Origin of the sequence: Microbacterium sp. NPDC007973, from assembly GCF_042958465.1 — a bacterium.
In the GTDB taxonomy this organism is placed as follows: Bacteria; Actinomycetota; Actinomycetes; order Actinomycetales; family Microbacteriaceae; genus Microbacterium; species Microbacterium galbum.
The window spans coordinates 115,186-142,170 of record NZ_JBIBJJ010000004.1; the positions used below are offsets into that span (position 1 = coordinate 115,186).

A 26,985-nucleotide genomic window follows, 5' to 3' on the forward strand; every position below is an offset into this window, starting at 1 on the left:
GCACGACACCCGCCGTCGACACGGATGTCCGAACCGCGCTGTAGCGTTGTGCGGTGGCCGGCTACCGCGAACTGCTTCGAACCCCTGGCGTGGGGCGCATCATCGCCGCGCAGCTGACCGCGCGGTTCCCCAACGGCATGACGAGCCTCGCCGTCCTGCTGCACATCGAGCACGTCACGGGGTCGTACGGCGCCGCGGGCCTGGTGCTGGCCGCCACGAGCATCGGGCAGGCCGTCGCGGGCCCGGTCACGAGCCGGTGGATGGGGCGCTGGGGCATGCGCCGCGTCCTCACCGTCACGCTGCTCGTGTGCGCCGCCGCCATCGCCACTCTCGCGCTCATCGAGATGCCGCTGCCCCTGTACATGACGCTCGGCCTCGTCGCGGGCCTCTCGACACCGCCGATCCAGTCGGCCGTGCGCACCATCTACCCCAAGATGGTCAATTCGAAGCAGCTCACCCCGCTGTACTCGCTCGACGCCTCGCTGCAGGAGATCATCTGGGTGCTCGCACCGGTGCTCATCACCCTCGTCGCGACCCAGGTCGGCACCGTCCCCGGGCTGTTGCTCGTCGTCGTCATCCTGCTCGGCGGCGGCGCCTGGTTCATCCTCAGCCCCGAGGTCGGCCGCGTCCGCATCCCGCGCAGCCGTCGGGGTCTGGGGCGCGTCCTGGCCAAGCCGCCCGTGATCCTCGCCACCGCGACCGGGTTCCTCCTCATCGGCGCGTGCGCCGCGGTCGAGGCGGGCGTGGTCGCGACCTTCGACCACGGCGGCCTCGAGGCCGGGCTCATCCTCGCCGTCTTCGCCGTCGGCAGCCTCGCGGGCGGACTCTCGTTCGGCCACATCCCGATCGGCCCCTGGGCCATGGCGCGCCGCTTCGCGATCGTCGCCTTGGGCCTGTCACTCACGATCGTCTCGCTCAACGCATGGTGGCTGGGAGCGACCCTGCTGGTCGCCGGCGCCGGCATCGCCCCCGCCCTCGCGGTGATGTTCGCGATGACCTCCGCGAGCGTCCGCTTCAGCGAGACCGCGGAGGCGTACGGCTGGATCAGCACCGGGCAGCTCATCGGCGCCGCCGCCGGCTCCGCCGTCGCCGGGCTCCTCATCGACGGCATCGGCCCCACCGGGGCCTACGTCGCGGCGGCGGCTTTCGCGATCGCCGGTTTCGTCGTCGCCGCGGTCTGCGTGCGCGGCTTCCCCGACCTGCGCCACCGCGACGCCAGCCCCATCCCCGACACCGAGCCGGTCGAGACCATCACCTGACCGGATGCCGGGCGCCCCGGCATCCACGGCCCTGCCGGAACGCACGGGAGCCGCTCGGGCACAGGCCTGGGTGCGGTTCGGGGTGCATCCCGCACGTCGGGGCGCGATTCCCGCGCGCGGAACGCAGGATCACGCCCCGAACCCGCTACCCGCGGCCCCGGCGGGGCCACCGCGAGCGAACGGCAGAGGGACGATCAGTGCGTGCGGCGCAGCAGCTCCAGCACGGCGAGCGCGTAGGCGTCCTCGGGAGCGGGGTGGTCGAACACGAGGGTGGAGCCGCCGATCGAGATCTCGACCTCGTAGGTGTCGGACAGCCGCCGCAGCGAGCGGAATGTCGAGCGCAGCAGCTCGCGCAGCTGCAGCTCCGACGGCAGCCACAGCGCCTCCTCGGTCGCCACGGAGTCCAGCGCCCACTCGGTCGTGCCGTTGAAGGCCAGGATGCGCCCCGTGGGGTACTCGCGCGGCTCGACCGTCATCTCGCTCACGGTGAACACGTCGGCCTCGAACTCGGGCTCGTCGAGTTGGAAACGGTCGCCGGATCGCGGATGCCACACCAGACCCGCCTCGCGCAGAGCCAGGGCCATCTCGGTCGAGATCATGGCATCCATTCTGGGGGGCGATCGGCGCACGGCGGCCGAACGGGCGCGCGCGCACGGAGCCTCGAGGCCTACGGTGCCTCGACCCCCCCCTGTCACCCCCGGCCGCGATGTCGGCGGTCACGAGCAGAATGGATGCCATGACCTCGTTCGATCCGGCTCGGTATCTGCCCGACGATCTGCTGGCGCGGGTGCGCGAGCGGGCGGTCGTCCACGACCGCGAGAACACGTTCCCCCACGACGACCTCGACGAGCTGCGCGCGGCGGGGTATCTCGGCATCCTGGTCTCCGAGGAGCGGGGCGGCGGGGGCCTCGGCCTCGCCGAGGCGGCGGTGCTGCAACAGCGGCTCGCCGGGGCGGCGCCCGCCACGGCGCTCGCGGTGAACATGCATCTCGTGTGGACCGGGGTGGCCAAGGTGCTGCGCGACCGCGGGATCGATGATCTGTCCTTCGTCGAGGAGGGCGCCGCGGCGGGCGAGGTCTTCGCGTTCGGCATCAGCGAGGCCGGCAACGACCTCGTGCTGTTCGGCAGCGACACGACAGCCGAGCCCGACGGCGAGGGCGGTTACCGGTTCACCGGCACGAAGATCTTCACTTCCCTCTCCCCCGCGTGGGACCACCTCGGCGTCCACGGGCTCGACAGCACGTCGCCCGACGGCCCGAAGGTGGTGTTCGCCTTCCTCGATCGCGATGACTCCGTCGTCAGCCGCGACGACTGGGACACCCTCGGCATGCGCGGTACCCAGAGCCGCACCACCGAGTTGCGCGGCGCGCACGCGCCCGCGCACCGGGTGGTGCGGCGGCTCGACCCGGGCCCGCAGCCCGATCCGCTGGTGTTCGGGATCTTCTCCGTGTTCGAGATCCTCCTCGCCTCGGTCTACACGGGCATCGCCCGCCGCGCCCTGGAACTCGCGGTCGAGGCGGCGACCTCGCGCCGCTCGAAGAAGACGGGCACCACCTACGCCAACGACCCCGATATCCGCTGGCGCGTGGCCGACATGGCCCTCGCGTACGAGGCGCTCCCCCCGCAGCTCGCCGCCCTCGCCCACGACGTCGACACCCTCGCCGACCACGGCGGGCACTGGTTCTCGCTGCTCGCAGGGGTCAAGCATCGGGCCGTGACGATGGCGAAGTCCGTCGTCGACGACGCGATCCTCGTCGGCGGCGGCTCCGCCTACTCGTCCCGCAACGAGCTCAGCCGGCTCTACCGCGACGTGCTCGCCGGGATGTTCCACCCCTCCGACCCGGAGTCCGCGCACTCGACCGCAGCGGCCGCGTGGCTCGGACCGGTGACCGCCTGATGGCCCGCACACCCACGGCCGCCCTCAGCCCGGCGGACCGGGAGCGTCGGCGCGCGCTGCGCGTGATGAAGGGAGTGGCCCTCGGGGCGCTGCTGGCGATGGCCCTCGTCTTCGCCGTCTCGTTCTCGCTGCAGCGCGAGGTCGAGTGGTTGCAGTACGTGCGCGCGGCGGCGGAGGGCGGCATGGTCGGCGCCCTCGCCGACTGGTTCGCCGTCACCGCTCTCTTCCGGCATCCGCTGGGCCTGCCCATCCCCCACACCGCGATCATCCCGCGCCGGAAGGACGAGATCGGTCGGCAGCTCGGCGAGTTCGTCGAGACGAACTTCCTCGAGGGCGACGTCGTGCGCACGAAGCTCGAGTCGACCCCGCTGTCGGCGCGGGCCGGAGCATGGCTGGCCGATCCTGCCCACGCCGACCGCGTCGCCGCGGAGGGGGCCACGCTCGCCACCAGCGTGCTCACGGCCCTCGACGACGACGACGTGCAGGGCCTGATCGAAGACCTCGCGCGCGAGCACCTGCTCTCGCCCGACTGGGGCCCCTCGATCGGTGGGTGGTTGCAGCGCGTGGTCGGCTCCGGCGCGCACCACGGCGCCGTCGACCTGGCCCTCGACAACATCGCGGTGTGGCTCGCCAACAACCGCGACACGTTCCAGGGGCTCGTGTCGCGGCGTCTGCCCTCGTGGGTCCCGAGCATGGCCGCGCGCCTCGTCGACGACACCGTCTACCGCGAGGCCGTGCAGTTCATCGACGCCGTGCGCGCCGACCCCCGCCACCAGGCGCGCGGCGCGATCGACGGCTACCTCGCGCGCCTCGCCGACAATCTGCAGCACGACCCCGCCACCATGGTGCGCCTCGAGGAGGCCAAGGCCGCCGTGTTCGACAGCCCCCGGGTGCGCCAGCTCGCCGCCGACGCGTGGAACACCGCCAAGGCCGGACTGCTGCGCTCCCTCGCCGACCCCGAGAGCGCCCTGCGCCGACGGGCCTCCGCCGCGTTGGCCGAGGTGGGCGAGCGACTGCAGCACGACGAGACCCTGCAACGGCGGGTCGACGGCTGGGTCACCGATGCGGCGGTCTTCGTCGTGGGTCGGTACCGGCACGACATCGCCTCGATCATCACCGACACCGTCGAGCGATGGGACGCCGAGGAGACCACCGAGAAGATCGAGCTCATGGTGGGCCGCGACCTGCAGTACATCCGCCTGAACGGCACGATCGTGGGGGCCCTGGCCGGGGTCGTCATCTTCACCGTGGCCCACTTCATCTGGGGCTCGTGATGATCCGCGGCCGTGTCGGGACATTGGTGTCGCGTCGCACCGCCCGCCGACGCGCCGCGCTGTATAGCCTGAGCCTCGTGAGCGACGGTTCGGGGCCGGCGGAGTGCCTCTTCACCTACGGGACGCTGCAGCTGCCCGACGTGCAGCTCGACACGTTCGGCCGTCTGCTCGAGGGAGAGGACGACGCGCTGCCGGGCTACCGTCTCGAATGGACCGACGTGGGTGACGAACGAGTCGCCCAGCTGTCGGGGCTCGACAAGCATCCGATCCTGCGCCGCACCGACGATCCGCGCGACCGCGTCTTCGGACGCGTCCTCCGCCTCACGCCCGACGAACTCGACGCGGCCGACGAGTACGAGGTCTCGCTCTACCGTCGCGCCTCGGTCTCGCTGGCGAGCGGCCTGCGCGCCTGGGTCTACGTGGCCGCATGAGCGCGCTGTCGGTCGATCCCCTGTGGCCCCGGGCCGGTGACTGGCCGTCACCGACGGAGGGGATGGATGCCGTCCTCCTCGGCGTGCCTGCCTGGCGCACGTCTCTGTCGCCCACCGGCGCCGGCGAGACCCCGGCGGCGATCCGCGCCGCCCTGCGCCGCTATTCTCCGACGCTGATCGGCCCGCCCGCGATCGATCTGACCGCGCGCCTGCGCATCGCCGACGCGGGCGACGTCGACGAGCCCGACGGCCGCGACGGCGAAGCTCGGGTGCGCTCAGCCGTCGCCGCGCTGGCGTCGTCGCGACTCGTCATCGCCCTCGGCGGAGACAACTCCGCGACGTACGCGGTGGCGCAGGGCCGCGGTTCACAGGGCCTCATCACCCTCGACGCGCACTTCGACCTGCGCGACGGCGAATCCAACGGCTCGCCCGTGCGCCGTCTCATCGCTGACGGTCTCGACCCGCGCCGCATCGTGCAGATCGGGATCGCCGACTTCGCCAACTCGGCCGCGTACGCGCGCCGCGCCGCCGACGCCGGTATCACCGTCATCACCCTCGACGAGGTGCGCCGCCGCGGCATCGACGAGGTCGTGTCGCACGCCCTGCGCGTGGCCGGCGCGGCAGAGGCGCGCTCCACGGCCGCGGACGCGGACGCCGCGGCCGCCGCCGGCGGCGTCCACCTCGACATCGACGTCGACGTGTGCGACCGCGCCGTGGCGCCCGGATGCCCCGCGAGCGTGCCCGGCGGGCTGGCCGCGTGGGAGTTGCGCGCTCTCGTGCGCGGGCTCGCCCGAGACCCCGGCGTGACCAGCGCCGACATCGTCGAGGTGGATGCCACGGCAGACACCGACGACGCCCGCACGGTGCGACTCGCCGCCCTGTGCGTTCTGGAGCTCCTGGCAGGAATGGCGGAAAGACGATGATCCAACTCGTGCTCGCGCGTCACGCGAAATCCGACTGGGCCGATGAAGGCCTCGACGATCACGACCGGCCCCTCAACGACCGCGGCCGGCGCGACGTCCCGACGGTCGCGCGCGCAGTGCTGCGGGCGGGAGTGCGTCCCGAGATCCTGCTGTCGAGCACGGCCCTGCGGGCGCGCGAGACGGCCGCGGTGTTCGCGCGCACCTTCGACGCCGAGGTGACCGAGCAGGCCGGGCTCTACCTCGCCGAGCCGGATGGACTGCTGGCGGCGGCGCGCGACGCGGGTGGCGACGAGGTCATGGTCGTCGCGCACGACCCCGGCATGAGCGCCCTCGTCTCCCGTCTCGCCGATCGCGACGTGCGCATGGTCACGTGCGCGGTCGCCGTCTTCACGTGGCACGACGGAACCTGGGACGACGTGGATGCCGTCGCCCCCGACGAGTTCGAACTCTTCACGCCATAGGCCGCGGGTCCACGCCGTCCTTCCAGACACGGCGCACGAGCGGCACACCCGGCCGATAGGCGAGATGCACGCGGCTCGGCGCGTCGAGCAGCACGAGGTCGGCCCGCATCCCGGGCGCGATCGCACCGACGTCGGCGCGACGAAGCGCCCGCGCTCCCCCGGCTGTCGCCGCCCAGACCGCTTCGGCCGGCGTCATCCCCATCTCCCGCACCGCGAGGGCGATCATCAGGGGCATCGAGCTGGTGAAGCTCGACCCGGGGTTGCAATCGCTCGCGAGCGCCACGGTGACGCCGGCGTCGAGCAACCGCCGGGCGTCGGGATACGGCTGCCGCGTCGAGAACTCCACCCCGGGCAGCAAGGTCGCCACCGTGTCCGAGGCGGCGAGCGCCTCCACGTCGGCGTCGCTCAGGTAGGTGCAGTGGTCGACGGCGGCCGCACCGCACTCGACGGCGAGCCTCACCCCGTCGCCGTGACCGAGCTGGTTGCCATGCACCCGGATGCCGAGACCCGCCGCTCGACCCGCCTCGAGCACCCGCCGCGCCTGGCCTGCCGTGAACGCGCCGTCCTCGCAGAACACGTCGATCCATCGCGCGACGGGTGAGACCGCAGCGAGCATCGGACCGGCGACGAGATCGACGTAGGCGTCGGCCCGGCCGGCGAACTCCGCGGGCACCACGTGTGCGCCGAGGAAGGTGACCTCCTCGGTCACCTCGGCGGCGAGGCGGGCGAGGCGCGTCTCGGTCTCGACGTCGAGGCCGTAGCCGGTCTTGACCTCGATCGTGGTCGTCCCTTGTCCACGGCACTCGTCGACGAGGCTCCGCAGGCGCACGCGCAGATCGTCGTCGGACGCGGCACGGGTCGCGGCGACGGTGGTGCGGATGCCTCCCGCGGCATACGTCTCGCCCGCCATGCGGGCCGCGAACTCCTCCGCGCGATCTCCCGCGAAGACGAGGTGCGTGTGACTGTCGACGAAGCCCGGTATCACCGCACGGCCCCCTGCATCGATGACGGGGAGACCATCGGAGCCCGGGAACGCCGAGCCGTCGGCCCCACCCGGCCCGACCCACGCGACGCGCCCGTCGCGGACGAGCACCCCCGCATCGCGGATCGTGCCGCAGGGATCACCGCCGACGGCGACGTTGGTCGTCAGCTCGCCGATGCCGGTGAGCCAGAACGACCCTCCGGCGTCGACGGCCCCGGTCGACTCCGTCGCCGCCGACGCACCATCGACCGGTTCGACCGTGCCCCGCGCGGACGCGTTCACCACATCGGCACCGTCAGGCCGCGTTCGGCGGCGACCTCGCGAGCGCGGTCGTACCCGGCATCCACGTGGCGCATGACGCCGGTGCCGGGGTCGTTGACGAGCACGCGCGCGAGCTTCTCGGCGGCCAGCGGCGTGCCGTCGGCGACGCACACCTGTCCGGCGTGGATGCTGCGGCCGATACCGACGCCTCCGCCGTGGTGGATCGACACCCACGCCGCTCCGCTGGCGGTGTTGAGCAGCGCGTTCAGCAGCGGCCAGTCGGCGATCGCGTCGGATCCGTCGGCCATCGCCTCGGTCTCGCGATAGGGCGAGGCGACCGAGCCCGCGTCGAGGTGATCACGGCCGATCACGATCGGCCCCGACAGCTCGCCCGACGCGACCATCTCGTTGAACTTCAGCCCCGCCAGATGCCGCTCCTGGTAGCCGAGCCAGCAGATGCGCGCGGGCAGCCCCTCGACCTGCACCTGCTCTCCGGCCTTCTCGAGCCAGCGGTGCAGGGCGGTGTCGTGCGGGAACAGTTCCGCGACAGCGCGGTCGGTCTTGGCGATGTCGTCGGGGTCGCCCGACAGCGCCACCCAGCGGAACGGCCCCTTGCCCTCGGCGAACAGCGGGCGGATGTAGGCGGGCACGAAGCCCGGGAAGGCGAAAGCGCGGTCGTAGCCGCCGAGCTCCGCCTCGCGACGGATCGAGTTCCCGTAATCGAACACCGCGGCTCCGGCATCCTGGAAGCCGACCATCGCCTTCACGTGCGCGGCCATGCTTTCGCGCGCCCGGCGGGTGAAGTCCTCGGGGTCGCGGGCCGCTTCGGCCTGCCACTGGTCGACCGAGACGCCGGTGGGGAGGTACGACAGGGGGTCGTGCGCGCTCGTCTGGTCGGTGACGATGTCGATCCGGATGCCACGGGCCAGCAGCTCCGGGAAGACCTCCGCCGCGTTGCCCGCGACGCCGACCGACCGGGCCTCGCCCGCCTCGCGAGCGGCGCTCACGCGCGCGATCGCCGTGTCGAGATCGTCGGCGACCTCGTCGAGATAGCCGTGGGCGACGCGGCGGTCGAGGCGCGCGCGTTCGACGTCGACGATGAGCACGGCACCGCCGTTCATGGTGACCGCGAGGGGCTGCGCGCCGCCCATCCCCCCGCACCCGGCAGTGAGCGTGAGGGTGCCCGCGAGCGACTCCCGGCCGAGCGAGCGGGCGACGGCCGCGAAGGTCTCGTACGTGCCCTGCAGAATGCCCTGCGTGCCGATGTAGATCCACGACCCGGCCGTCATCTGGCCGTACATCGTCAGTCCGAGCTCCTCGAGCCGGCGGAACTCCGGCCACGTGGCCCAGTCGCCGACGAGGTTCGAGTTGGCGATGAGCACGCGCGGCGCCCACTCGTGCGTGCGGAAGACGCCCACGGGCTTGCCCGACTGCACGAGCAGCGTCTCGTCGGGCTCGAGCTCGTCGAGCGTGCGCACGATCGCGTCGAACGCGGCCCACGAACGCGCGGCGCGTCCCGTCCCGCCGTACACGACGAGGTCGTCGGGGCGCTCGGCCACCTCGGGGTCGAGGTTGTTCATGAGCATGCGCTTGGCGGCCTCGGCGCCCCAGCTCTTCGCGGTGCGGGTCGCGCCGCGGGCGGCCCGGATCCCGGATGCCCTGCGGCCGGCGTCCGCATCGGACGGGGTCGCGAGAGCGTCGGTCGTGGTGGTGTCGGTCATACGTGATCTCCTTCGATCAGGGCGAGGGCGGTCCGGGCGACTGCTCCGGAGGCGACGAGCTCGGTGACGGCCTCGATCTCGGGCGAGACGAAGCGGTCGGGTCCCGGTCCCTGCACGCGCGAGCGCACGAGGTCGCGCACGGCTCCCGTGGCCGCCGCGGGCCGCAGAGGCGCGCGCAGGTCGAGGGCGCGGCATCCCGTGAGCACCTCGATGGCGAGCACTCGCGCGAGGCCGTCGACGGCGCGACGGAGCTTTCGGGCCCCGGCCCATCCCATCGAGACGTGGTCCTCCTGCATCGCGCTCGAGGGGATCGAGTCGACCGACGCGGGCGCCGCGAGCCGCTTGAGCTCCGACACGATGCCCGCCGCCGCGTACTGCGCGATCATCAGGCCCGAGTCGACGCCGACCTCGTCGGCCAGGAACGGCGGCAGACCATTGCTGCGCGCCACGTCGAGGGCCCGGTCCGTGCGTCGCTCCGACATGGATGCCACGTCGGCCACCGCGATCGCGAGGAAGTCGAGCACGTACGCCACCGGAGCGCCGTGGAAGTTGCCGTTCGACTCGACGCGTCCGTCGACGGTCACGACGGGATTGTCGACGGCGGATGCCAGCTCGCACTCGGCGATCTGCGCGGCGTGGGTCAGGGTGTCGCGGGCGGCGCCGTGCACCTGCGGCGCGCAGCGCAGCGAATAGGCGTCCTGCACGCGCGTGCACTCGGGGCCGCGGTGGCTCGCGACCAACGGTGAGCCGGCCAGCAGCGCACGGAGGTTCGCGGCGGAGGCGGCCTGGCCCCGCTGCGGCCGCAACGCCATGAGGTCGGCCGCGAAGACGGCATCCGTCCCCAGCTGGGACTCGACCGAGATCGCCGCGGCGACGTCGGCCGTGGTCAGCAGCGTCTCGAGGTCGTGCACGGCGAGCAGCAGCATGCCGAGCATGCCGTCGGTGCCGTTGATGAGCGCCAGCCCTTCCTTCTCGCGCAGCACGAGCGGCTCGATCCCGGCGGCGGCGAGGGCATCGGCGGCGGGGCGGACCTGCCCCGCGGCGTCCCGGACCTCCCCTTCGCCCATCACGGCGAGGGCGACGTGCGAGAGCGGAGCGAGATCGCCCGAGCAGCCCAGCGAGCCGTACTCGCGCACGACGGGGGTGATGCCCGCGTTCAGCAGCGCCGCGTAGGTCTCGACGACGACGGGGCGCACGCCCGTGCGTCCGGTCGCGAGGGTCTGCAGGCGCAGCAGCATGAGGGCGCGGACGACCTCGCCCTCGACCTCCGCGCCGGTGCCCGCCGCGTGCGAGCGGACGAGGCTCGCCTGCAGCTGCGCGCGGCGGTCGTCGGCGATGAAGGTGGTCGCGAGCGCTCCGAACCCGGTCGAGATGCCGTAGTGCGGCTGAGGGTCGTCGGCGAGTCCTTCGATGAGGGCGCGCGTGTCGGCCACGCGCCGCAGAGCGTCTTCGTCCACGACCACCCCGGCGCCGTGGCGGGCGACGTCAACGACGTCGTGGGGGCGGAGGGTGGTCGATCCGACGGTGACGGATCCGACGGTGAGGCTCGTGTGCATACGCCGATTCCATCGCGTCCGCTGTCGCGGAACGACGGGGTTCTGGCATCCTGTGTCTGTCATGCCAGACAATGCCCGCCCGCAGGTGCCCGCCGCCGATCAGACGCTGCGGATCCTCTCGCTGCTCGCGCGGCAGCCCGGCCCGATGGCCGCCCAGACGATCGCGACGACTCTCGGCCTCCCCCGTTCCAGCGTCTACCACCTGCTCGCGACCCTCGAGCAGCACGGCTACGTCGTGCACCTGCCCGGAGAGCGTCGCTGGGGGCTGGGCACCGCCGCGTTCGAGCTGGGCGGCGGCTACGCCCGCCAGCAGCCGCTCGCGCGCCTCGGGCGTCCCCTGCTCGCCGCCCTGTCGGACCGCGTCGGCGAGAGCGCGCACCTCGCCGTGCTCGCCGGTCGCGACGTGCTCTACATCGTCGAGGAGCGCGCTCCGCGGCGCCCGGCGCTCGTGACCGACGTGGGCGTGCGGCTTCCCGCCCACCTCACGGCCACGGGTCGGGCGATGCTCGCCGCCCTCCCCCGCGAGCAGGTGCGGGCCCTGTTCCCGGATGCCACCGCCCTCACGCAGCGGCACGGCGTGGGCCCCGCGACCCCGCGCTCCCTGCGCGAGCTCCTGCGCGAGGTGCGCGCGGCCGGTCACGCGAGCGAGAACGGCGAGGTCACCCCCGGATTCCGCTCCGTCGCCGCCCCGGTGCTCGACCACGCCGGCTGGCCGGCCGCCGCGGTCGCGATCACGTGGCCGGCCGAGGGTCCGCTTCGTGACGCCGACGCGCTGGCCGAGGCCGCGATCGCCTGCGCCGCCGAGCTCGCCCGCCGCATCGGCCGCCCCGCCTGACGTGGCCGCACACTCCGCCGAGTGTCCACAACACCCCGCGGGCGCCCGCGCCGGTACGGCGTTTCTCGGACACTCGAGCGGGCTTCAGGCGTTCCGCGCGCCGACGCCCCCGGCAGCCCCACGCCCCGCACGGCGCGTCGATCGTCCACAACACCCGGACGGATCGCGGAGACGTCCGGGTGTTCCGGACACTCGACAGCGGACTGCGGCCGCGACACGGAAAACGCCCCGCGCGTCAGCGCACGATGAGCCGCGGCTCCACGAGCACGTGCGCGGCTCCCGCCGTCGCGGGGCGGGGCGCCACCACCGTGCCGTTCTCGCCCATCAGCAGGTCGAGGGCTCCGGATGCCACCCGCTCGGGCAGCTGTTCGACGCTCGAGAGCCCCAGAGCCTCGGCCGCGGGGGTGTTGTCGAAGCCGATGACGCGGATGTCGGGGCGGCCGGTGAGGGCGGTCGCGAGGTGCGCGCCGATGGCGAGAGAGTCGCTCGCGCACACGATGGCGGTGACGTCGTCATCGACGCGCAGGCCCGCCTCGACCGCGTCACGGGCGAGGGCGACGCTGTCTTCGACGACCCAGCGCGGTCCGCGCGCTGCTCCGACGCTCTCGCTCCATCCGCGCTCTCGCTCGTCGCCCGTCCCCGACCCCTCGGGCCACCCGAGGAACGCGACGCGTCCGGTCGCACGCTCGAGCGCGTGCACGGTCGCCGCCCGCGTCCCCGCCGCGCCGTCGACATCGACCCACAGGTGGGCGGGCGCCTCGACGTCGTCCTCGCCCCACGGCCGACCGAACGACACGAACGGCAGACCCCGGGCGTTCAGCCACCCGGTGCGAGGGTCGCCGTGGAAGGTGCCGGTGATGACGACGGCATCCACCTCTCCCCCCTCCAGCAGATCGGCGAGCCGGTCGATCTCCTCCTCCGCGGTGCGCGCGGCGTACAGCAGCACGCGCATGTCGCGCTCGCCGGCGCTCTCGGTGAGGGCGTGGACGAATCGGTCGAGCACGACCCCGGCGATGCCGCCGGCGTAGGGATCGAGATGGATGCCGATGGTCGAGCTGCGCCGCGTCCGCAGGCGCCGCGCGGCGGCGTGGGGGCGGTAGCCGAGCTCGGCGATGGCGGCCTCGACGCGCAGTCGCGTGGCCTCGCGGACGATGTCGGGAGTGTTCACGACGTTCGATACGGTCTGCCGCGAGACGCCCGCGATGCGCGCGACGTCATCGATGGTGGGCGCCTTGGTCATGTGTTCCTCCCCCCGCGGTGTCAGCCGTCGTTCACGTCGGGCGGCCGGGTCGGATGCCGTGCCGGCCCCCGTGGATGTGGCGGACGCCCGTCAGCCTAGGCCGCGTGTCGACGGCTTGACATCGCGCCCCGCCGTTCCTTACCGTAGTCGAACCGTCATTTGAACGTTCAAAAGACGGCCCTCCGCGCACTCGGAGGGGTCGCATGCCTCATCGAAGGAGAGAGACACATGACACGGCACCCTGTCCGCCTCTGGCTCACCGCCGGCGCCCTGCTCGCCACCGGAGCCCTCACGCTCACCGCGTGCGGGTCGGGCTTCACCGACACCCCCGGCGAAGGTCAGGCCTCGGGCGGCGGCAAACTCACGCTGCTCATCGGCTCCTCGGGCGACGCCGAGACCACGGCCGTCACCGACGCCGTCGCCGCGTGGAGCGAGCAGTCCGGCGTCGAGGCCGAGGTCCAGACCGCCAACGACCTCCCCCAGCAGCTCTCCCAGGGCTTCGCGGCCGGCTCGCCGCCGGACCTGTTCTACCTCGCTCCCGAGGCCCTCGCCGGCTACGCCGCGAACGGCTCGATCCAGGCGTACGGCGACGACCTGTCGAACAAGAGCGACTTCTACCCCTCGCTCGTGGACAACTTCACCGTCGACGGTCAGTTCTTCTGCGCGCCCAAGGACTTCTCCACGCTCGCGCTGATCATCAACACCGACCTGTGGGCGGCAGCGGGACTCACGGATGCCGACATCCCCACGACGTGGGACCAGTTGGCATCCGTCGCCCAGAAGCTCACCACCGACGGTCGCGTGGGTCTGGCCTTCGGCGCCGAGTACCAGCGCGTGGGCGCTTTCATGGCCCAGGCCGGCGGCGGTCTGGTCACCGACGGAAAGGCAACCGCCGACAGCGCCGCCAACGTCGAGGCGTTGACGTACGTCAAGACGCACCTCAACGACGGCACCTTCGCCTTCGCGTCCGACGTGGGCGCGGGCTGGGGCGGCGAGGCGTTCGGCACCCAGAAGGCCGCGATGGTCATCGAGGGCAACTGGATCTCGGGCGCGATGTCCGCCGACTACCCCACCGTGAAGTACCAGGTCGCCGAGCTTCCCGCGGGCCCCGGCGGAAAGGGAACGCTGCAGTTCACCAACTGCTGGGGCATGGCCGCCGACAGCGCGAACCAGGAGCAGGCCCGTTCTCTCGTGGAGTACCTGACCGGCACCGACCAGCAGCTGGCCTTCTCGAAGGCGTTCGGCCCGATGCCCTCGATCCAGTCGGCCGCCGATGCATGGTCGACCGCCAACCCCGACAAGACCGCGTTCCTCGCCGGTGCCGACTACGCGCAGTTCCCGCCGAACATGGCCGGGGCGGCCGACGTCATCACCGACTTCAACGCCCAGCTGGAGTCGCTGAAGACCGGTGACCCGCAGGCGCTGCTGTCGACGGCGCAGTCCAACCTCGAGGCCATCGTCAAGTAATCATGAGCGCTCTCACCGCAGCGCCTCGTCGGGCCGGAACCCCCTCCGCGGGGATCCGGCGCGGCGAGGCCGCCGCCGGCTGGCTGTTCACCGCCCCGGTGCTGATCATCCTCGGCGTGTTCCTCCTCGTCCCCGTGCTCATGGCGCTGTGGGTGAGCTTCTCCGACTGGACCGGGCGCGGCAGTCCGTTCTCCTCGAACGTCGGCTTCGTCGGCCTCGACAACTACGCCGCCGTCACCACCGGCGGCGGGCTCGCCGAGCGCGACTTCGGCACGGCCCTGCGCAACAACGCCTGGTACGTGCTGCTGGTCGTCCCGCTGCAGACCGCCCTCTCGCTCTTCCTCGCGGTGCTCGTCAACCGCGCCGTGCTGCGCGGTCGCGGCCTCTTCCGCACCGCGTTCTACTTCCCCTCGGTGACCAGCTCGGTCGCGATCACCGTGCTGTGGCTGTTCCTCTTCTCGGCATCCGGGGCGGTCAACGAGGTGCTCTCGTGGCTCGGCATCAACGGGCCGAACTGGTTCAGCGACCCCTCGGGCGTCGTGCACAACCTTCTCGGCGCGCTGGGCGTGACGAGCGGCCCGGCCTTCCTCACCGGCAACACGATGCTCGGCGTGTCGTGGTGGGACTGGCTCGCCGGTCCGTCGGTGGCGATGTCGGCGTTCATCCTCATGGCCGTCTTCACGACCTCGGGCACCTTCATGCTCCTGTTCATCGCGGGGCTGCAGAACATCGGCGCCGACGTGCAGGAAGCCGCGATGATGGACGGCGCGAACGGCTGGCAGCGCTTCTGGCGGGTGACCCTCCCGCAGCTCAAGCCCGTGCTGTTCACCGTGCTGACCCTCGGCCTCATCGGCACCTGGCAGGTGTTCGACCAGATCTACACCGGCACCCAGGGCGGCCCCGGCAAGACGACCCTGACCCCGGCCTACCTCAGCTACTCGTCCGCGTTCCTCTCGCAGCAGTGGGGACAGGGTGCGGCGATCGCCTTCGTGCTGTTCGTCATCATCGTGGCCCTCACGATCCTTCAGCGCTTCGTGCTGCGCGACCGCCCGGTCTCGCGCCGGCGCCTCCGTCAGTACGAACTGCCCCGCGAGGGCGCGAAGGGAGCGAAGCGATGACCGCCACGGCATCCCCGCAGACGACGGTGCTCGCCGAGCAGCGCGTCGACGGCCCCACGCGCCCCGCGAAGCACCGCATGTCGGCGAAGACCCTGCGCTGGCAGATCGGCCTGTACGTGCTGCTGCTCCTGCTCGCCCTCGTGTACATCTATCCGTTCCTGGTGCAAGTGGCGACCTCGTTCAAGACGGATGCCGCCGCCGCGGCCGACCCGATCTCGCTCGTCCCGCAGCCCTTCACGTGGGCCGCGTACGAGCGCCTGTTCCTGAACTCCGACTTCCCCGTGTGGTTCGGCAACTCCGTCGTCGTGACGGTGTTCGTCACCGCGGGCCGGGTGTTCTTCAACTCCCTCGCCGGTTACGCCCTCGCGCGCCTGCAGTTCCGCGGTCGCGGCATCGTGTTCGCCGGCCTCGTCGCGGTCATGGCCGTTCCGGCGGTGGTGCTGCTGATCCCCAAGTTCCTCGTGATCAATCAGCTGGGCATGTACGACTCGTACGCGGGCATGATCCTGCCCCTCCTCGTGGATGCCGCGGGCGTGTTCATCATGAAGAACTTCTTCGAGTCGATCCCGCCGTCCGTCGAGGAGCAGGCCCGCATCGACGGAGCGGGGACCTTCCGCGTCTTCTGGTCGGTCGTGCTGCCGATGGCGCGCCCCGCGCTCATCACGATCGTGATCCTGTCGTTCCAGGGGTCGTGGAACGAGCTCAGCCACTTCGTCATCTCCACCCAGTCGCCCGAGCTGACCACGCTGACCAAGGGCGTGGCATCCCTCGCCAGCGGGCAGCTCAGCCAGGGCAGCCAATTCCCCCTCAAACTCGCGGCCGCGGCCCTGATGACGATCCCGGTCGCCGTGGTGTTCTTCATCTTCCAGCGCCGCATCATGAACGCCAGCGAAGGAGCCGTCAAAGAATGACCACCGCCCCCACCACCTCGCCGAACGGGACGACCACCGAGACCATGCCCCTGCAACCGCTCCTCAACGACGCCCTCATCGTGCTGCGCGCCCCCACCCAGGTGTGGTCGGACGCGACGGGCGCCATCGGCACGGCCGCCGTTCACGGGGTCTACCACGGCGATGTGCGTCACGTAAGCGCGCTCACGGCCTCGTGCGACGACTCGCCGATCGAGTGGATCTCGACCGCCCCCGACGGCGCCTCGCGCGTGGTCTTCGGCGGGCTCCTCCGCGGAGTCGACGACACCACCCCCGACCCGAAGGTGCGGCTGGTGCGCGACCGCCGGGTCGACGACGGTCTCGTCAGCGAGTCGTGGATCATCCGCTCGCGCGTCGACCGGCCCCTCCGCACCACCCTGCGTCTGCGCCTGACGCCGGAGTTCGCCCAGTTGCACGAGGTGAAGTCGGGCCACGCACATCCCCGAGCCGCCGAGACGGTGCCCGAGCGAGAGGGCGTGCGCGTCGACGCCGGGGCCCAGGGACTCTCCCTCCACGCCCCCGGGGCCGGGATCTCCATCGGCGACGCGGGCGTCGAGGCCGCGTGGGACGTCGACGTTCCCGCCTTCGGCGAGGTTCAGCTGGGCTTCACCCTGAGCCTTCGCGACGACACGCTCGTCGTCGACTCGCCCGCCGTCCCGGCCCGCTGGGACGCCGCCGCCGTGTCATCCGCCGCCGCCGACCCGCGCCTCGCCCGATGGCTGCGGACGGCGCTCGACGATCTCGACGCACTGCGCCTCGTGCTCCCCGACCACCCCGACGACGCGTTTTTCGCGGCCGGTGCGCCCTGGTTCTTCACGCTCTTCGGACGCGACTCGATCTGGGCCGCCCGCCTGGCCCTCCCCCTCGACCGCGAGATCGCGGCATCCACTCTCCGCGTGCTCGCGCGCCTGCAGGGGACCGACGACGACGCCCGGACGGCGCAGGAGCCGGGCAAGATCCTGCACGAGCTGCGGGCATCGTCGCTGGAGATCCCGGGCGAGGGCATCGTGCTGCCGCCGAAGTACTACGGCAGCGTCGATTCCACCCCCCTGTGGATCTGCCTGCTCGCCGATGCGTGGCGCGCGGGCATGCCCGAGGCCGAGGTGCGGGAACTCCTGCCGGCGCTGCGCGCGGCGCTCGGCTGGATCCGCGACAGCGGCGACAGCGACGGCGACGGCTTCCTCGACTACATCGACCGCCTCGGCACCGGCCTGTCGAACCAGGGCTGGAAGGACTCCGGCGACTCGATCCAGTGGCGCGACGGGAGCCTCGCCGAGGGTCCGATCGCCCTGTGCGAGGTGCAGGCGTACGCCTACGAGGCCGCCCTCGCCGGCGCCGAGCTGCTCGAGGCCTTCGGAGCGGACACGGATGCCGACGACATCGCCTTCTGGCACACCTGGGCGCTCGACCTCAAGGCGCGCTTCGCCGACACGTACTGGGTGCAGACGCCGGAGGGCCGGTACCCCGCCGTCGCCCTCGACAACGCCAAGCGGCCGGTCGACACCCTCACCAGCAACATCGGCCACCTGATCGGCACCGGCATCCTCTCCCCCGACGAGGAACAGCACGTCGCGTCGCTCCTGCTGGGCGAGAGCATGTCGAGCGGGTACGGCATCCGTACGATGTCGACCGGCGCCGACGGGTACTGGCCCCTGTCGTACCACGGCGGCAGCGTCTGGGTGCACGACACCGCGATCGCCGCCCACGGCATGCTGCGGGCGGGCCTGACCGCCGAGGCCCGGGCCGTCGTCGACGGACTCCTGGATGCCGCCGAGGGATTCGCCTACCGCGTGCCCGAGCTGCACAGCGGCGACCCGCGCACCGACTCCTCCGTGCCCACGCCGTACCCCGCGGCGTGCCGCCCGCAGGCGTGGTCGGCCGCGGCCGCCGTCGTCTGCCTCACCGCCCTCACGCCGTCCCCCCTGGCGTGAGTCCGCCGGGCGGCGCGGACCCCCCGCCGCGCCGCCCGGCCCTTCCCTCACCGGTCGGGGCGCTCGAGGTAGCCCCGGGGCGCCGGAAATGACCCCGGGGCCACCCCGCGCCGCGTCGCGCCACCCTGACGCCGCTGATCTCCGGCGTGACCTCAGGCGACCCGCGCCACCGTGCCGTCCGTCAGCCGCACGAGCTCGTCGAAGGTCAGCGGGAACACCGTGTGCGGCGTCCCGCCCGCGGCCCAGATCTGCGGGAACGCGGCGAGGTCCTCGTCGACCACGGTCGTCAGCGCAGCGGGGTGCCCGGTCGGCGCGACGCCCCCGATCGGCTGACCGGTCGCGGCGAGGACCTGTTCCGGCGTCGCCCGCCGGATCGCGCCGCGCCCGAGCCTCTCGGCCAGCGCCGTCGTGTCGACGCGGTGCGCGCCGCTGGTCATCACGAGCAGCGGCTCGTCGTCGCTCCAGAACACGAGGCTGTTCGCGATCGCGCCCACCGCGATGCCGAGGGCTGCGGCCGCCAGGGCGGCCGTCGACGCGGCATCCGGCAGGACGACGATCTTCCCGGGGATGCCGGCCGCCTCCAGCGACGCGGCGACGAGGCGGCTCCGGGCGGGCAGGGCGTCGGTCATGCCCGTCAGCCTAGGCCCGTCATCGCGCCGCTCCGCCGCCCGAGGCCGGGCCGAGATCGCACGTTCGGCGCGAAACGACACCTCCCCGACCGTTCGGACGGTGCGATCTCGCACCGAACGGGTGATCTCGGCGGTCACCCGCGCGCGGCGGCGTCGCGCTCGGCGTCGGCGCGCGCCAGAATGGAGGGTGGATGCCGCAACGCCGCGGCGTTCGAAACGTGCCGCCCACAAGGCGACCGACGACAAGGAACGCGATGACCAACGCCCTGCCCCTGCCCGATTTCGCCCACGAGCGCGTGGAGGTGATGACGGGGCGCCGCAGCGGCCTGTTCATCGCCGTCGCGCTGCACTCCTCGGTCCTCGGCTCCGCCCTCGGCGGAGCGCGACTGTGGACCTACCCCTCCTGGACCGACGCCCTGGGCGACGCCCTCCGCCTGTCGGCGGCGATGACACTGAAGAACGCGGCCGCCGGACTCGACGCCGGCGGCGGAAAGAGCGTCATCGGCCTCACCGAGGGCACGGTCCTCGACGCCGAGCGCCGCCGTGCCGCCTTCCTCGACCTGGGCGACGCCGTCGAGAGCCTGGGCGGCCTCTACCGCACGGCGGAGGACGTGGGCTCCACCACCGACGACATGCTCGTGGTGAGCGAGCGCACGGCGCACGTCGTGGGCCTGCCCGACACCGTGGGCGGGTCGGGCGAGCCGGCCGGGCCCACGAGCCTCGGCGTCTACGCCTCCCTCGTCGCGACGCTGGAGCGCGCGGTCGGCACGAGTGACGTGTCCGGTCGCCGCATCACGATCGCCGGTCTCGGCCAGGTCGGCAGCCGACTCGCCGAGCGCCTCGCGACCGAGGGCGCGACGCTGACCGTCACCGACGTCAACCCCGCCAAGCGCGCGCTGGCCGCCGAGTTGGGCGCCGCGTGGGTCGAGCCGAGCGAGGCGCACCTCGTGCCGGCCGATGTCTTCGTTCCCGCCGGGATCGGCGGTGTACTCACCGACGCGGTGATCGACGCCCTCGACGCGCGCGCGGTCTGCGGCCCCGCCAACAACCCGCTCGCCGAGCGTTCGGGCGCCGAGCGGCTCGCACGGCGCGGCATCCTGTACGCCCCCGACTTCGTGGTGAACGCGGGCGGCGTGATCTACCTCGACCTCGTGGCCAAGCAGCGCGGGACGCTGGAGCAGATCATGGGGCGCGTGGCCGACATCGGCGACACCGTGCGCCGCGTGTTCGACGAGGCGCAGTCGCGCGGGGTCACCCCGCTCGCCGCCGCCGAGGGCCTCGCCGCCGAGCGTCTCGCGGTCGGAGCGGGCGACGGCGCCTTCGTCTGACACGCCCGGGACGAAGAAAGCCGGATGCCGTTTCCCACGGCATCCGGCTTTCCTTCGACTACTCAGTGTGCAGCGTCGTACGCCGCGAGGACGACCTCCGAAATACGTCCGCGTGTATTGATGGAATAGCCGTTCTTCTCGGCCCACGTGCGGACGTCGACCAGGTCGCGGGTGGGCGCGGGGCGGCGCCGCGATTCCTTTCGGGCGGACGGCGAAGAAAAGCCGACGGCGCGACCGGCGGAGATGAAAGGCGAAAGAGCCTCGCGAAGCTTGTCGGCATTCTCCCTCGAGAGATCAATCTCGTACGAACGCCCTTCGAGAGAGAAGTGGACGGTGGTTCCGTCGTCGATGACCGAACCGTCGAGATCGTCGATCACCTGCGTGATGTGCTTTTTCGCCATGCGCCGATCGTAAGACGGCAATTCGCGCCTCCCCGGGGCGCGATATTGCGAATTCACCCGCTTCTTCGTCAGCTTTCACCGGTTTCCGGAACGGCCGGCCGACTCTCGACCGCGACGATCCGATGATCCTCGTCGTGCGTGAGTTCCGTGCGCCGGAATTGTTCGTCGTCCGGCAACCGGAGCGCGAAACGCGCATATGCCGTCATGCGCAGGCGGCCCTCGCCCACGCGCACGTCGAGAACGTGGCCGCCGACGGTGCGATCGTCGGCGAGGAAATGCAGGTGGAGCCCGGCGACCGTGATGCCCTGATAGATCCGGGGCATCCAGAACCCGACGAGAGAACCCGCGCAGTCGGACGCCACCGTTTCGATCTGCTCCGCGGCGACCTCCGCGAGCGGGCGAAACGGCGGCTCCTGCCGTCGCGTGACGCGCGTGCGCACCCGCGCCATCACGCCGTCGAGGCGCACGGCGTGGAAGAGGTTGCGGCTGGCCAGCCGGGCCCCGACGTGGCTCTCGAGGTCGGCGAAGTCGGCGTCGCGCACCACGGTGGCGACCCCCTCGCCCATCGCGCACACGTCGACGAAGGGCAGCGTCTCTCTCGGCTCCATCCGGCGCGGCGGGGCGTCCGGCGTGCACTCGAACGGCGTGCCGTCGAGGATGACGACTTCGCCACCGAGACCTTCGCAGCAGCCGATCCCGGTGTCTCCGAGCTCCACCGCATCGGAAACCGGAATACCCGCGGAATACACGCCCGCCATCAGCGCGTCGAGCACGGCGAATTGCGTCACCGCGCTCGACGCGATGGCGGCCGGCGACGGGCCGACCGATGAAATCGGAGCGACCTCAGGAATTCGCGTCGGCGTACGCGTCGAGAATGGTCGAGGGAACACGGCCGCGGTCGCTCACCGTGTGTCCGTTCGCCCGCGCCCATTCGCGGACGGCACCGAGGTCGACGTCGCTGGAGCGGCGGGGGGCGCGTGATCGACGCGTCGTGGCGGCACCGCGCGAGACCGAGCGAGCGGCATCCACGAAAGGCGCGATCGCCGAATAGAACTTGTCCGCATTCCGGTCGGAGAGGTCGATCTCATAAGCGCGGCCTTCGACCGAGAAAGTGATCTGCTTTCCTTGTCCGTCTTCGAGGACCGTTCCGTCGAGATCGTCGACGAGGTGCGTGATGTGCTTCATAGCCATAATACGAAAAACCTTACACCGGCATTCGATGAATTACCCGCACGACTATCCGTGTGATAGCACCGGGACGGCGGGCCGCGTCACCGATAGGCGCGGGGGCGGCGAGGGACTATTCTCCGGGGGTGGTGTTCGCTCCGGGGACACCACCTGAGACAGAGATCCGTCGAGACAGGGAAGCGTCGCGTGAGCCTTTTCCGTACCAAGTCGGTGGAGCAGTCCATCGCCGACACCGATGAACCGGAGTTCCGGCTCAAGAAGTCCCTGAGCGCGGTCGACCTGACCGTCTTCGGCGTGGGCGTCGTGATCGGCGCCGGAATCTTCACCCTCACCGGGCGCGCCGCGCACGACGTGGCGGGTCCCGCCGTGGTGATCAGTTTCGTGATCGCCGCGATCGCGTGCGGCCTCGCTGCCATGTGCTACGCCGAGTTCGCCTCGACCGTCCCCGTGTCGGGATCGGCGTACACCTTCTCCTACGCGTCGCTCGGCGAGCTGTTCGCCTGGATCATCGGGTGGGATCTGATCCTGGAGATGTTCCTCGGCGCGAGCGTGGTCGCCCAGGGCTGGAGCGCGTACCTCGGGACGTTCCTCGAACAGATCGGCATCGTGCTCCCGCCGGCCATCTCGTACGGCGGTGTCGTCGATCTCCCCGCCATCCTGCTCGTGCTGGTGCTCGGCGGCCTGATGACCCTGGGCATCAAGGAGTCGCTCCGCGTCAACCTCGTCCTCGTGGCGGTGAAGCTGTTCATCGTGCTATTCGTCATCATCGCCGGCATCCTGTTCATCAACCCGGCGAACTACAGCCCCTTCGTGCCCGACTCCGTGCCGACCGAATCCACGTCGGGACTGACGCAGCCGCTGCTGCAGTTCCTCTCGGGTCTGGAGCCCGCGACCTTCGGTGTCGGCGGCATCCTCGCGGGAGCCGCCCTGGTGTTCTTCGCCTACATCGGCTTCGACGTCGTGGCGACCACCGCCGAGGAGACCAAGCGCCCCCAGCGCGACCTGCCGATCGGCATCATCGCGTCGCTCGTGATCTGCACGATCCTGTACTGCGCGGTCGCCGTCGTGGTCACGGGAATGGTCCCCTACTCCGACCTCAATCCCTCCGCGGCCCTCGCGAACGCGTTCGCCTTCCACGGCCAGACGTGGATGGCCACCGTCATCGCGGCCGGTGCCGTCGCGGGCCTCACCACGGTCGTGCTGACCCTGATGATCGGCGCCACGCGCATCATCTTCGCGATGTCGCGCGACCGCCTGCTCCCCGGAGCGCTCGCGAAGGTGCACCCGCGCTTCCGCACGCCGTGGGTCATCTCGATCATCGTCACGATCATCGTCGCGGTCGTCGCCGGTCTCACCCCCATCGGCGTCCTCGAAGAAATGGTGAACATCGGCACGCTCTCCGCCTTCGTGCTGGTCTCGATCGGCGTCATCGTGCTGCGGCGCAAGCGCCCCGACCTGAAGCGCGGGTTCCGCGTGCCCTTCAGCCCGGTGCTGCCGATCCTGTCGGCGCTCATCTGCACCTATCTGATGCTCAACCTCTCGGTCGAGACCTGGCTGCGCTTCCTCATCTGGCTCGCCCTCGGGTTCGCGATCTACTTCGCCTACTCGCGCAGCCACGCGCGCCTCGCCACCGGCGCCCCGCTCGATCCCACGAAGCCGCACGTCGTGGCGCCGCCGAAGGACTGAGCCTCGCCCACCGGATGCCGCGGCCCCACCGTCTCGAACGGTCGGGGTCGCGGCATCCGACGTCTGCCGTCATCCGAGGGGATGACATCGCCGATCGACGTCATCCCATCGGATGATCTCCGGCTCCCACGACGCCGGGCGATACGTGGGCGATACACGCAGCCCCCTAGGGTGGAGACGTTCGATGACGACGATTTCCGTTCCGGGGGGTTTCATGGGGATCGCACGCACGTGGGTCTTTCCGATTCTGCGTATCCTTCTCGTCGCCCTGGTGGCGGCGGCACTCATCAAGCTCGCGTTCTTCCCTGATCGCCCCGCCGACGCGTCCCCCGCGATCCCGACGGGAACCATCGTCGAACCGACGACCGTCGCGGCGCTGGGCACGATCACGAACGACGTGGTCGTCTCGGCCACCGTGTCGGCGGATCCCGCCCTGCCGATGAAGGCCACGGCCGCCGGCACGGTGAACAAGATCTTCATCGCCCAGGGCGCGAACGTGAACCAGGGCGACGTCGTCTTCGACGTCAAGGTCCCCATCGAGCGCGATCCCGCCGACAGCGTGGATGCCGAGGGCAAGCCCAAGCCGGCGATCTTCCGCTACGAGGACGTCACGGCGCCGGCGACCGGCATCCTGAGCTCGCTCTCGGTCATCTCGGGGCAGGACATCACGATCGGGATGACGGCGGGCACCGTGGCCCCGCCGACCTTCTCGGTCAGCGGCTCGCTCGAGCCCGCGCAGCAGTACCGTTTGCTGGACCGCCCGACCGAGGCCACGGTGACGATCACCGGCGGGCCCGCCGCCTTCGCGTGCGGGAACCTCCGCATCACCACTCCCCTGGCCGGGAGCACCGGCGGGAGCACGAGCGACGACACGTCCACCACGGGCGGAGCGAGCACCGGTGGTGCGGGCGGATCATCGACGACGGCCACGTGCACCGTGCCGGGCGAGGTGACCGTCTTCTCGGGGCTCGCCGCCGAGATGACGATCGCCGGAGGTCGCGCCGAGAACGTGCTCGTCGTGCCGACCACCGCGGTGCGCGGGGCGGCTCAGAGCGGCACGGTGTGGGTGATGAGCGCGGACGGTGCCACCGAGGAGCGCCCGGTGGCGCTGGGCCTCACCGACGGCACGCAGGTGCAGATCACGCAGGGGCTGGCCGAGGGCGACGAGATCCTGGAGTTCGCCCCCGGCGCGATGGCCCCGGCGAACGACGGGTGCACGACCTATCCCGACGGGTCGATGTACTGCGAAGCGGCCCTCGGCGGATGAGCCTGCTCGCGCTGCGGGCGGTCACCCGCACGGTGATCCCGCAGGATCAGCCCGCGCTGACGATCCTGAACGGCGTCGACCTGCAGATCGAACCGGGCGACCACGTGTCGATCGTCGGGCGGTCGGGCTCGGGCAAGTCGACGCTGCTGAACATGCTGGGGCTTCTCGACCTGCCCACCAGCGGCGAGATCCTCTTCGACGACCGCCCGGTGCGGTCGTACTCGTCGGCGCAGCGCGATCGTCTGCGCGGAGCGGCGATCGGCTTCGTCTTCCAGCAGTTCAACCTGCTGCCCGGACGCACCGCCCTCGAGAACGTCACGATGCCGCTCCTGTACGCGCCGGGGAGGACGTTCTGGCGACGCAAGAGGATCGCCGCCGACATGCTCGCCCTCGTCGGTCTCGAGCATCGACTGAACAGCATGCCCGATCGCCTGTCGGGCGGTGAGCAGCAGCGGGTGGCGATCGCGCGCTCGCTCGTCCGCGGGCCGCGCCTGATCCTCGCCGACGAGCCCACGGGCGCCCTGGACCTCGACACCGGGCAGAGCGTGATGGAGCTGATCGACGAGGTCGCCGTGCAGACGGGCGCCGCACAGGTCATCATCACCCACGACCCGACCATCGCCCGGCGCGCGCGTCGGCACTTCCGGCTCGACCGGGGCGTGCTGACCCCGGTCGACGATCCGTCGCTGGAGCCGCTGACGAGACGCGACCGGCGCGAGATGGCTCCGGCGCCGGAGGAGGCGGCGTCGACCGGCACGGACGAGCTCGCCGTCCTCGGGCTCGGCACCGCGACGGCGACCGCCACCCTCACCGACCCCGCCGACAGCGGACCCACCGACGACGCGCGCCTCGACGCGCCGGAGGGCGAGGACTGATGCGCGGCGTCAGCGCCGTGGTCGGTGCGCTGCTCGAGGCCTGGCAGGAAGTGCGGGTGCATCGCACGCGCGTCCTGCTCTCGCTCGTGGGCGTGGCCGTCGCCGTGTGTTCGCTCACGACCGTCGTCGCCCTCGGCGCGATCGTGCAGCAGGCGAACCAGGAACTCAGCGAGCGGCAGTCCGGGCGCCCGGCGAGCCTGTCCGTCTCGGCCTACCGCACCGACGGCGGCACCCTCGCCCCCGAGGCGATGGATGCCGCGTGGAGCGACGTCGTCGAGCGCTACGACATCTCCTACGCCACCCGCGTCGTGCAGACCACGCAGTCGGTGCCGTTCCGCGACGGCATCGTGCAGGTGCCGACGCAGGCCGTCGACCAGCCGTTCGGCGAGATGCACCGGGTGCGCATGGCCGAGGGCGCGTGGTTCACCGAGCGGGACGTGCAGCAGCTGGCTCCTCGCCTCATCGTGAACGAGATCTTCTACGACCGCATGGGCCGCCCGCCCCTCGAGACCCACCCCATGGTGGCGCTCGGGGGACAGGGCCTGCCGAACGCGGCATCCGGCATCCCCTCCGGCGGCGTGCGCGCCGTCGTCGTCGGCGTGACGCCCTCTGCCACGTGGGAGATCGAACCGTCGATGTACATGCTCGGCTCTCAGCTGCAGGCGATGCAGGCCGCGGCCGCCGGCGAGCGCGGAGACGCCGCCGCCGCGCCGAGCGATCCGTACGGCGGCGGGGGTCCCGTCATCCCGTCGTACGAGATGTGGGTGCCGCCCGAGATCGCCGACCAGCTCACCGAGGTGGTGAAGCGCGATCTGCGCGCGGCCCTGGGCACCGGTGTCGAAGTGACCGCCGATCGACGCGATTGGGCGACGTACGGCGACGATCCGTTCCTCGTCACGAAGATGGTCGTCATCGGCATCGCCGTGCTCGTGCTGCTGCTCGGCGCCCTCGGACTGGTGAACATCGCGCTCGTCACGGTGAAGCAGCGTGTTCGCGAGATCGGCATCCGCCGCAGTTTCGGTGCGACCGCGAGCCGGGTGTTCTTCGCGGTCATGCTCGAGAGCGTCGTGGCGACGGTGGTCGCAGGGGCCGCGGGAGTGACCGTCTCGATCCTCGTGGTGCAGTCGCCGGCCGTGCGGAGCTCATCGGACAGGGGATGGTCACCGACTTCCCCCCGTTCCCGGTGGACGCCGCGGTTACCGGCCTCGTCGCCGCCACGGTCGTGGGCGCGATCGCCGGGCTGCTCCCGGCCCTCGTCGCGGTGCGCGTGAAGGTCATCGACGCCATCCGATATTGACCCCCATTCCCCGCGGAGCCTGGAAACGG

25 protein-coding genes are annotated in these 26,985 nt (G+C 71.7%); 16 read left to right on the plus strand and 9 right to left on the minus strand.

Annotation, left to right across the window (positions count from 1 at the left end):
• Positions 1-53: 53 nt before the first annotated feature.
• Entirely contained in the window at positions 54-1,259 is a 1,206-nt protein-coding gene (locus ACFZA2_RS13260) for an MFS transporter (RefSeq protein WP_391405623.1), read from the plus strand.
• A 194-nt stretch (positions 1,260-1,453) separates the two neighbouring features.
• Here the strand turns inward: ACFZA2_RS13260 and ACFZA2_RS13265 are convergent, their stop codons facing one another.
• On the minus strand, positions 1,454-1,858 hold the full coding sequence (locus ACFZA2_RS13265) for a pilus assembly protein CpaE (RefSeq protein ID WP_315994700.1): 405 nt from the start codon (positions 1,856-1,858) through the stop codon (positions 1,454-1,456).
• Positions 1,859-1,995: 137 nt separating this feature from the next.
• Here ACFZA2_RS13265 and ACFZA2_RS13270 point away from each other — a divergent pair, with 137 nt between their 5' ends.
• The 5 genes from ACFZA2_RS13270 (at position 1,996) to ACFZA2_RS13290 (ending at position 6,245) form a co-directional block, all read left to right on the plus strand.
• Positions 1,996-3,156: an acyl-CoA dehydrogenase family protein gene (locus ACFZA2_RS13270; RefSeq protein ID WP_391405626.1), complete on the plus strand. Its 1,161-nt coding sequence runs from the start codon at positions 1,996-1,998 to the stop codon at positions 3,154-3,156.
• Positions 3,156-4,430, plus strand: coding sequence for a DUF445 domain-containing protein (locus tag ACFZA2_RS13275; protein WP_391405629.1), 1,275 nt, complete (start codon positions 3,156-3,158; stop codon positions 4,428-4,430). Before ACFZA2_RS13270 ends, ACFZA2_RS13275 begins: the two co-directional genes overlap by 1 nt.
• Before the next feature lie 77 nt (positions 4,431-4,507).
• A complete protein-coding gene (locus ACFZA2_RS13280) occupies positions 4,508-4,861 on the plus strand; it encodes a gamma-glutamylcyclotransferase family protein (protein WP_363578576.1) in 354 nt (117 codons plus the stop codon).
• Complete coding sequence (locus tag ACFZA2_RS13285) at positions 4,858-5,784, plus strand: arginase family protein (RefSeq protein ID WP_391405633.1); 927 nt, start codon at positions 4,858-4,860, stop codon at positions 5,782-5,784. Before ACFZA2_RS13280 ends, ACFZA2_RS13285 begins: the two co-directional genes overlap by 4 nt.
• Positions 5,781-6,245, plus strand: coding sequence for a SixA phosphatase family protein (locus ACFZA2_RS13290; protein WP_391405636.1), 465 nt, complete (start codon positions 5,781-5,783; stop codon positions 6,243-6,245). The genes ACFZA2_RS13285 and ACFZA2_RS13290 overlap by 4 nt, the downstream gene beginning before the upstream one ends.
• On the opposite strand, the gene hutI is transcribed toward ACFZA2_RS13290, so the two are convergent.
• The 3 genes from hutI to hutH form a co-directional block, all read right to left on the minus strand.
• On the minus strand, positions 6,235-7,404 hold the full coding sequence (hutI, locus tag ACFZA2_RS13295; RefSeq protein WP_391406915.1) for an imidazolonepropionase: 1,170 nt from the start codon (positions 7,402-7,404) through the stop codon (positions 6,235-6,237). The two genes, ACFZA2_RS13290 and hutI, sit on opposite strands and share 11 nt — an antisense overlap.
• Positions 7,405-7,505: 101 nt before the next feature.
• Positions 7,506-9,209, minus strand: a complete 1,704-nt coding sequence (locus ACFZA2_RS13300) for a urocanate hydratase (protein ID WP_391405639.1) — start codon at positions 9,207-9,209, stop codon at positions 7,506-7,508.
• Complete coding sequence (hutH, locus tag ACFZA2_RS13305; protein WP_391405642.1) at positions 9,206-10,765, minus strand: histidine ammonia-lyase; 1,560 nt, start codon at positions 10,763-10,765, stop codon at positions 9,206-9,208. Before hutH ends, ACFZA2_RS13300 begins: the two co-directional genes overlap by 4 nt.
• Before the next feature lie 61 nt (positions 10,766-10,826).
• Between hutH and ACFZA2_RS13310 the strand changes: the two genes are divergently transcribed.
• Positions 10,827-11,600: an IclR family transcriptional regulator gene (locus tag ACFZA2_RS13310; RefSeq protein ID WP_391405645.1), complete on the plus strand. Its 774-nt coding sequence runs from the start codon at positions 10,827-10,829 to the stop codon at positions 11,598-11,600.
• Positions 11,601-11,835: 235 nt separating this feature from the next.
• Here ACFZA2_RS13310 and ACFZA2_RS13315 read toward each other — a convergent pair whose 3' ends face one another.
• On the minus strand, positions 11,836-12,840 hold the full coding sequence (locus ACFZA2_RS13315; RefSeq protein ID WP_391405648.1) for a LacI family DNA-binding transcriptional regulator: 1,005 nt from the start codon (positions 12,838-12,840) through the stop codon (positions 11,836-11,838).
• A gap of 228 nt (positions 12,841-13,068) precedes the next feature.
• Between ACFZA2_RS13315 and ACFZA2_RS13320 the strand changes: the two genes are divergently transcribed.
• From ACFZA2_RS13320 to ACFZA2_RS13335, 4 genes are all read left to right on the plus strand, one after another.
• Positions 13,069-14,307, plus strand: a complete 1,239-nt coding sequence (locus ACFZA2_RS13320) for an extracellular solute-binding protein (RefSeq protein ID WP_391405651.1) — start codon at positions 13,069-13,071, stop codon at positions 14,305-14,307.
• A gap of 2 nt (positions 14,308-14,309) precedes the next feature.
• A complete protein-coding gene (locus tag ACFZA2_RS13325; protein WP_391405654.1) occupies positions 14,310-15,425 on the plus strand; it encodes a carbohydrate ABC transporter permease in 1,116 nt (371 codons plus the stop codon).
• A gap of 77 nt (positions 15,426-15,502) precedes the next feature.
• Positions 15,503-16,336 carry a carbohydrate ABC transporter permease gene (locus ACFZA2_RS13330; RefSeq protein WP_391406917.1) on the plus strand — a complete coding sequence of 278 codons (834 nt, stop codon included), beginning with the start codon at positions 15,503-15,505 and terminating at the stop codon, positions 16,334-16,336.
• A complete protein-coding gene (locus ACFZA2_RS13335; protein WP_391405657.1) occupies positions 16,333-18,285 on the plus strand; it encodes a glycogen debranching N-terminal domain-containing protein in 1,953 nt (650 codons plus the stop codon). Before ACFZA2_RS13330 ends, ACFZA2_RS13335 begins: the two co-directional genes overlap by 4 nt.
• A 152-nt stretch (positions 18,286-18,437) precedes the next feature.
• Here the strand turns inward: ACFZA2_RS13335 and ACFZA2_RS13340 are convergent, their stop codons facing one another.
• A complete protein-coding gene (locus ACFZA2_RS13340) occupies positions 18,438-18,914 on the minus strand; it encodes a YbaK/EbsC family protein (protein WP_391405660.1) in 477 nt (158 codons plus the stop codon).
• A gap of 254 nt (positions 18,915-19,168) precedes the next feature.
• Between ACFZA2_RS13340 and ACFZA2_RS13345 the strand changes: the two genes are divergently transcribed.
• Positions 19,169-20,242, plus strand: a complete 1,074-nt coding sequence (locus ACFZA2_RS13345; RefSeq protein ID WP_391405663.1) for a Glu/Leu/Phe/Val dehydrogenase dimerization domain-containing protein — start codon at positions 19,169-19,171, stop codon at positions 20,240-20,242.
• A gap of 62 nt (positions 20,243-20,304) precedes the next feature.
• On the opposite strand, the gene ACFZA2_RS13350 is transcribed toward ACFZA2_RS13345, so the two are convergent.
• From ACFZA2_RS13350 to ACFZA2_RS13360, 3 genes are all read right to left on the minus strand, one after another.
• On the minus strand, positions 20,305-20,643 hold the full coding sequence (locus tag ACFZA2_RS13350; protein WP_391405666.1) for an Lsr2 family protein: 339 nt from the start codon (positions 20,641-20,643) through the stop codon (positions 20,305-20,307).
• A gap of 68 nt (positions 20,644-20,711) precedes the next feature.
• Positions 20,712-21,431 carry an acetolactate decarboxylase gene (locus tag ACFZA2_RS13355; protein ID WP_391405669.1) on the minus strand — a complete coding sequence of 240 codons (720 nt, stop codon included), beginning with the start codon at positions 21,429-21,431 and terminating at the stop codon, positions 20,712-20,714.
• A gap of 55 nt (positions 21,432-21,486) precedes the next feature.
• Entirely contained in the window at positions 21,487-21,828 is a 342-nt protein-coding gene (locus ACFZA2_RS13360) for an Lsr2 family protein (RefSeq protein WP_391405672.1), read from the minus strand.
• A 189-nt stretch (positions 21,829-22,017) separates the two neighbouring features.
• On the opposite strand from ACFZA2_RS13360, the gene ACFZA2_RS13365 reads away from it, so the two are divergent.
• The 4 genes from ACFZA2_RS13365 (at position 22,018) to ACFZA2_RS13380 (ending at position 26,930) form a co-directional block, all read left to right on the plus strand.
• Positions 22,018-23,517 (plus strand): amino acid permease, encoded by a 1,500-nt coding sequence (locus ACFZA2_RS13365; RefSeq protein ID WP_391405675.1) that lies wholly within the window; start codon positions 22,018-22,020, stop codon positions 23,515-23,517.
• A 214-nt stretch (positions 23,518-23,731) separates the two neighbouring features.
• Positions 23,732-24,784 (plus strand): hypothetical protein, encoded by a 1,053-nt coding sequence (locus ACFZA2_RS13370; RefSeq protein ID WP_391405678.1) that lies wholly within the window; start codon positions 23,732-23,734, stop codon positions 24,782-24,784.
• The gene (locus ACFZA2_RS13375) at positions 24,781-25,659 is read left to right on the plus strand and encodes an ABC transporter ATP-binding protein (RefSeq protein ID WP_391405681.1); all 879 of its coding nucleotides are present in this window, start codon (positions 24,781-24,783) and stop codon (positions 25,657-25,659) included. Before ACFZA2_RS13370 ends, ACFZA2_RS13375 begins: the two co-directional genes overlap by 4 nt.
• Positions 25,659-26,930 (plus strand): ABC transporter permease, encoded by a 1,272-nt coding sequence (locus ACFZA2_RS13380; RefSeq protein ID WP_391405684.1) that lies wholly within the window; start codon positions 25,659-25,661, stop codon positions 26,928-26,930. The genes ACFZA2_RS13375 and ACFZA2_RS13380 overlap by 1 nt, the downstream gene beginning before the upstream one ends.
• Positions 26,931-26,985: the final 55 nt, after the last annotated feature.